The organism is Terrisporobacter petrolearius (genome assembly GCF_020748185.1).
Taxonomy (GTDB): domain Bacteria; phylum Bacillota; class Clostridia; order Peptostreptococcales; family Peptostreptococcaceae; genus Terrisporobacter; species Terrisporobacter petrolearius.
Genome location: NZ_JAHZMO010000007.1, coordinates 131,218 through 137,985, shown reverse-complemented (window position 1 = coordinate 137,985; position 6,768 = coordinate 131,218). Strand labels below are relative to the sequence as shown.

Here is a 6,768-nt window from a genome sequence, read left to right as displayed (position 1 = left end):
CGAAGCAGTGAACTTAAGCCCCAGTAAACGGCGGCCGTAACTATAACGGTCCTAAGGTAGCGAAATTCCTTGTCGGGTAAGTTCCGACCCGCACGAAAGGCGTAACGATTTGGGCACTGTCTCAACAACAGACTGGGTGAAATTGTAATACCGGTGAAGATGCCGGTTACCTGCGACAGGACGGAAAGACCCCATGGAGCTTTACTGTAGCTTGACATTGAGTCTCGGTGCTACATGTACAGGATAGGTGGGAGGCTATGAAGCATGGACGTCAGTCTGTGTGGAGCCATCCTTGGGATACCACCCTTGTAGTACTGGGATTCTAACCAGCTGCCTTGAATCAGGTAGTGGGACACTGTCAGGTGGACAGTTTGACTGGGGCGGTCGCCTCCTAAAGAGTAACGGAGGCGCTCAAAGGTTCTCTCAGTACGGTCGGAAATCGTACGTAGAGTGTAAAGGCAGAAGAGAGCTTGATTGCAAGACATACAGGTCGAGCAAGGACGAAAGTCGGACTTAGTGATCCGGTGGTACCGCATGGAAGGGCCATCGCTCAACGGATAAAAGCTACCCTGGGGATAACAGGCTGATCTCCCCCAAGAGTCCACATCGACGGGGAGGTTTGGCACCTCGATGTCGGCTCATCACATCCTGGGGCTGTAGTAGGTCCCAAGGGTTGGGCTGTTCGCCCATTAAAGTGGTACGCGAGCTGGGTTCAGAACGTCGTGAGACAGTTCGGTCCCTATCCGTCGCAGGCGTAGGAAATTTGAGGAGACCTGTCCTTAGTACGAGAGGACCGGGATGGACGTACCGCTGGTGTACCAGTTGTTCTGCCAAGGGCATAGCTGGGTAGCTAAGTACGGAAAGGATAAGCGCTGAAAGCATCTAAGCGCGAAGCCTACTTCGAGATAAGATTTCCCACCGTAAGGTTAAGACCCCATGAAGACTACATGGTTGATAGGTCAGAGGTGGAAGTGTGGTAACATATGTAGCTTACTGATACTAATAGGTCGAGGACTTGACCAAAATAAACCTAAAGGTTTATATCGCCAACTAAATCTTTAATTATATAATTATAAAGAAGATTTAAGTTGCTAAAAAATATAATGGAAATATTAAATGTTAGCAGTTTTGAAAGTACTAACAAAAGTTAATACTTAAAAACACTTTGAGCAACGGATTTTTCTGAAGCGATAGCAAAGAAATATCGTTGGCGATATGAGTGTAATGAATTTTATGTGGTTATTATAGCAAAGAGGATACACCTGTTCCCATTCCGAACACAGAAGTTAAGCTCTTGAGCGGTGATGGTACTTGGGGGGCGACCTCCTGGGAGAGTAGCACGTAGCCACGTAATTTTTTTATGTAAAAAGATAGGCTTTTATTTTATAAAAGTTTATCTTTTTTTATTGTTAAGACAATAGGAATAAAGCTTTAAAATTGATTTAATTATAGAAAAAAACGATAAATGAGCAGACTATATAAATAATTTTAATAAATATAGTTTTTTATATTTAGATTTGATACTATGAAGATGATTTAAACTGAAGAATATAATAATTTATTGTTTTAGGGGGATATAAATGAGTAATTTACCAAGTCAATTTGAAAGTTTTGCACAAGCTAGAAAAGATGGATTTTTAGCAGCTAAAGAAGTAAAAGATAGTGGAAGAAAAATGGTAGGAACATTTTGTTGCTTTACACCATCTGAATTACCTATTGCTGCAAAGGCTGTTCCAGTTGGAGTATGTGGAGTAAGTGAGGAAGCGATTCCAGAAGCGGAAAAAATACTACCAAGAAACCTATGTCCTTTAATAAAGTCAAGTTATGGCCATGCAATAACTGATACATGCCCATATTTTTATTTCTCTGATTTGCTTATTGGGGAAACAACTTGTGATGGAAAGAAAAAAATGTATGAAGAGTTAGGTAAAGTAAAACCAACTCATATAATGCAAATGCCTAATAGAGCAACTGGAAAGCATGAGTTTAATCTTTGGAAAGATGAAATAATTGTATTAAAAGAAGTATTAGAAAAAGAATTAGACACTACTATAAGTGAAGATGATATAAGAGAAGCTATTAAGGATAAAAACGAAGAAAGAAGATTGCTAAATGAGTACTATGATTTAGGAAAATTAGAACCTTCAGCTTTAACAGGAATGGAATTATACCAAGTATCTTACCAAGCTCAATTTAAGTTTGACAGAGATGCATTAAAAGAAGAATTAAGAAAAGTAATTGATGATACTAAAGCAAGATATGAAAGAGGAGAATGTCCTGTAAAAAAAAATGCACCTAGAATATTAATCACAGGATCTCCAATTGGCGGATGTACAAATAAAATCATTAATACAATAGAAGAATCTGGGGGATCAATAGTCGCTTATGAGTTATGTTCATCTATAAGAAATAATAGAGAACTAGTTGATGAAAGTAATCCAGATGTTTATGATGCTATAGCTAAAAAGTATTTAAATATAGGATGTGCTTGCATGATGAATAATGAGAAGAGAATAGAATTGTTAACAGATTTAATAGAAGAGTTTAAGATTGATGGTGTAATAGATGTGGCTCTTCAATCATGCCATCCATTTAATGTGGAATCAAATAGAATAAAAGAATTTGTAGTAAATGATAAAAATATTCATTATATGGCTATTGAAACTGATTATTCTCAGTCTGACACAGAACAATTAAGAACAAGATTTGAAGCATTTATAGAGATGATTGAAGAAAAAAAACTAATTATGTGTTAGATATAAAAAATATTTGTTTATGTAAATAAAACGGGTAAAAGTTATTTATACAAATAATTGGAGAATAGGAAGGTTGTTAGTTTAGTGGAAACATATAGTATTGGCATAGATTCAGGGTCTGTCGCAACAAAAGCTGTATTATTTGATGGAGAAAAAATAGTAAAAAAGGTTGTTGTACCAACTGGATGGAGTCCTAAGAAAACATCAAAGGAAGCTTATGAGGTCTTGATAGATGGAATTAACAGTAGTAAAATAAAAAGAGTAATAGGAACTGGTTATGGACGAGTTAGTATGGATTTTGTTGATAAAACAGTTACAGAAATAACTTGTCATACAAAGGGAATTTTCTTTTTAAATAAAAATATTAGAACTATATTAGATATAGGTGGACAAGATAGTAAGGTTATAAATATTGATGACAAAGGGAATGTTGTTAATTTTATAATGAATGATAAATGTGCAGCAGGTACAGGTAAGTTTTTAGAAGTTACTTCTAACAAGCTAGGAAGTGACATAGAAAATATAGATGATTTAGCCAAAGGTGCAACTCCTGAAAATATTTCTAGTATGTGTACTGTGTTTGCAGAATCAGAGATAGTAAGTCTTTTGGCACAAGATATTCCTAAGGAAAATATAGCGGCAGGTATATTAAAATCTATTGCAAATAAAGGAGTATCTATACTAAATAAGGCTAGACTAGAAGACACAATAGCTTTTACTGGAGGTTTGGCACAAAGTAAAGAGCTAGTTAAAATGTTAGAAAATAATTTAAATAAGGAAATATTTATAGCAGAAGATGCTCAAATAATAGGAGCTTTAGGAGCTGCTATTATTGGATTTAAGTAAAAAGATATAGATAAGCAATATTTAGGAGGCGCAAGATGAATATAGTAAAAGTAAATGCAATAGGTGAAAATTGTCCTATACCAGTTGTTAAGGCCAAAAAAGCAATAGACGCATTGACTGAGTCAGCTGTTGTGGAAATAAGTGTAGATAATGAAATAGCTGTACAAAATGTAACAAAAATGGTTAGCCAAAAAAACCTAGAATCTACTTATGAAAAAGTAAGCGAAAATCACTTTGTTATAAAAGTGCAATGTGGTGAAGTTGTTGAGAATAAAATAACTGAAGAAGTTGTATGTACTGTTGAAAAAGAAGAAAAAATGGTAGTAGTATTAAGTAGCGATAAGATGGGTGAAGGTGATGAAGAGTTAGGAAAAGTTCTTATTAAAGGATTTGTATATGCCATAACTCAATTAGATAAATATCCAAAAGCTGTTTTATTATATAATAGCGGCGTAAAATTATCAGCTGAAGGTTCAGATTCTATAGCAGACTTAAAAATGCTAGAAGAACATGGTGTTGAAATATTAAATTGTGGGACTTGCTTAAACTTCTATAATTTACAAGATAAATTACAAGTTGGTAAAGTAACTAATATGTATTCTATAGTAGAAGAATTGGCAGGAGCCACTAATATAATTAGACCATAATAAACTTAATGAATAAAAAAGGAAATAGACTAAAATTCCATGTATATTAGGAATTTTAGTCTATTTTTTATTTAATTAGTTCCATCGCTATATTTACCAGTTATATGATCAATTTCTATTTTTACTACAGTAAATGCATTGATCGCTTTGTCTATGTATTTTATACCTTCCTCCATATGAGGATGAGAATACTTTTCTCCTATTGCAATAATTGCATCTCTTTTTTCTTTATCATTAACAATAGAGGCATGTCCAAATATTACTGCACTTTTGTAATGAGTAGTAAAATCCTTTGGAAGAATTGTTATATCAGAATTTATAAAGAAAGAAACTTTGTTATTTTTAGCTATATTTTCTAACTTATGACCACTATTAGAACAGTGGAAATATATATAGTCGTTATGATAAACGTAATTCACAGCTATTCCATAAGGATATCCATTTTCACTTATAGTAGATAATATTCCTTCTCTTCCATTTTTTAATACTTCTAGTGTATTTTCCTTACTCAATTCTCTTTTTTTCTTTTTAATATTTTTAAACATAAATCCTCCTTAAGCATTTTTTTTATATGGTAATTAAATTATATCATAATTGATTTAATTGAAGTGCACTTACAGCCTTATATAGATTAGAATAATATTAATGATATAATTTAAAAGGGAGGCTTTATAATGGAGAATATAATTAATAAATTAAAAAAAATAGAAGGAGATGTATCTTTTTATTATAAAAACTTAACAACAAATAAAACTATTGCGTATAATGAAGAAAAAATTATGTTGGCAGCTAGTGTTATAAAACTTACGGTTTTAGTAGAAGCTTTTAAGCAAATAAAAGAAGGGAAGATAAAAAAAGAAGAATTATTTATAACTTGCAAAGATGGTAAGGTACCTTCTTGTGGAGCCTTAAATTATATGAGAGAAGGTTTGAATGTAACGTTGGAAGATTTGTACGTACTAATGATAATTCTTAGTGATAATTATGCTACAAATATGTTGATTGATAAATTAGGCATGGATAATATTAATAATACTATAAAAGAAATAGGACTAAAAAATACAGTTCTTAATCGTAAAATGTTTGATAGTAAAAAAGCAGCATTAGGATTAGAAAATTATATAACTGCAAGTGATGTAGGATATTTATTAGAGAAAATGCATAATAAAGATTTAATTGATAAAAAATCCAGTGAAGAAATGATAAATATTTTAAAAAATCAAAGGTTAAATGGGAAAATACCTTTCTTTTTACATAATCTGAAACATAAAATTGATATTGCACATAAAACAGGAGAAGACACTAATACTACTCATGATGTGGGAATAGTATTTGCTAAAGAACCATTCATAGTATGTTTTTGCGGAAACAATGTAAATGTGCCTGAGTATGAAAGACTTATACAGGATATTACTTATGATGTATATAATAAAATAAATCAAAAATAGTAAGTATAAATATATGTTTTAGGGGGGAATAAATGAAAATAGTTGATTTTCATTGTGATACAATATCACAATTATATGATATTAGAAAAAGCGGGGAAAGTATAAACTTAAAACAAAATAGGTTACATTTAGATATAGAAAAGATGAAGAAAGGTGATTATATGCTTCAAGTTTTTGCATCATATGTAGACTTGGGAAGTAATAATAAGCCTTTAGAATCTTGTCTTAGTTATATAGATTTACTTTATGATGAAGTTGAAAAAAATAAAGAACATATTGGAATAGTTTATACTTATGAAGATATATTAACTAATATTAAAAAAAATAAGATGTCAGCATTATTATCCATAGAAGAAGGTGGAGTTTGTAAGGGAAATTTAGCATTGCTTAGAAATTTTTATAAGTTAGGAGTAAGAATGATGACATTAACGTGGAATTATGAAAATGAATTGGCTTACCCAAATGGTTATTTTTATGATGAAGAAAAAAATGAAAAAAAAGGTCTAAAAGAAAAAGGATTTGAATTTATAAATGAGATGGAGAGATTAGGAATAATTATAGATGTTTCTCATTTATCAGATGATGGAATTTATGATGTTTATAATAATACGAGCAAGCCTTTTATTGCTAGCCATTCTAATGCAAGAGAAGTATGTTCTCATCAAAGAAATTTGACTGATGATATGATAAAAAAAATAGGAGAAAGGGGTGGATTAATAGGTGTAAACTTCTATTCTTCATTTTTAAATAATAATTATAAATCTAGTGATACTAGTAAAATTGAGGATATTATTAATCATATTAAATATATATCTAATACTGGTGGGATAGACTGTGTGGGAATTGGTAGTGATTTTGATGGTATAGACTGTTCTTTAGAATTTGAAAATTCATCAAAAATGCAATTAATTTATGGAGAAATGAAGAAATCAGGTTTTAGAGAAGAAGATATAGAAAAAGTATTTTATAAAAATGCTATAAGATTGTTTAAAGAATTATTATAAATTATAAATAAATAGGTGATATATATAAAATCTATATATATCACCTATTTATTTATTGTATGCATAT

6 protein-coding genes and 2 rRNA genes are annotated in these 6,768 nt (G+C 31.3%); 7 read left to right on the top strand and 1 reads right to left on the bottom strand.

The genetic code is table 11. The annotated features are described in order from the left end of the window. The 5 genes from K0040_RS06605 to yedF form a co-directional block, all read left to right on the top strand. Positions 1 to 1,023, top strand: a 23S ribosomal RNA gene (locus K0040_RS06605); the annotation flags it as partial. A 211-nt stretch (positions 1,024 to 1,234) separates the two neighbouring features. Continuing rightward, positions 1,235 to 1,351 (top strand): 5S ribosomal RNA (gene rrf / locus K0040_RS06600). A 229-nt stretch (positions 1,352 to 1,580) separates the two neighbouring features. Further along, entirely contained in the window at positions 1,581 to 2,756 is a 1,176-nt protein-coding gene (locus tag K0040_RS06595) for a double-cubane-cluster-containing anaerobic reductase (protein ID WP_228108133.1), read from the top strand. 57 nt (positions 2,757 to 2,813) lie between these two features. After that, positions 2,814 to 3,602: an acyl-CoA dehydratase activase gene (locus K0040_RS06590; protein WP_228108132.1), complete on the top strand. Its 789-nt coding sequence runs from the start codon at positions 2,814 to 2,816 to the stop codon at positions 3,600 to 3,602. A gap of 35 nt (positions 3,603 to 3,637) precedes the next feature. Further along, complete coding sequence (yedF, locus tag K0040_RS06585; protein WP_228108131.1) at positions 3,638 to 4,249, top strand: sulfurtransferase-like selenium metabolism protein YedF; 612 nt, start codon at positions 3,638 to 3,640, stop codon at positions 4,247 to 4,249. A 71-nt stretch (positions 4,250 to 4,320) separates the two neighbouring features. Here the strand turns inward: yedF and K0040_RS06580 are convergent, their stop codons facing one another. Continuing rightward, a complete protein-coding gene (locus K0040_RS06580; protein ID WP_228108130.1) occupies positions 4,321 to 4,794 on the bottom strand; it encodes a pyridoxamine 5'-phosphate oxidase family protein in 474 nt (157 codons plus the stop codon). A 129-nt stretch (positions 4,795 to 4,923) separates the two neighbouring features. On the opposite strand from K0040_RS06580, the gene K0040_RS06575 reads away from it, so the two are divergent. Together K0040_RS06575 and K0040_RS06570 are read left to right on the top strand one after the other, a co-directional pair. Beyond that, on the top strand, positions 4,924 to 5,697 hold the full coding sequence (locus tag K0040_RS06575) for a serine hydrolase (protein ID WP_228108129.1): 774 nt from the start codon (positions 4,924 to 4,926) through the stop codon (positions 5,695 to 5,697). A 32-nt stretch (positions 5,698 to 5,729) separates the two neighbouring features. After that, positions 5,730 to 6,701, top strand: a complete 972-nt coding sequence (locus tag K0040_RS06570; protein WP_228108128.1) for a dipeptidase — start codon at positions 5,730 to 5,732, stop codon at positions 6,699 to 6,701. Positions 6,702 to 6,768 lie beyond the last annotated feature (67 nt).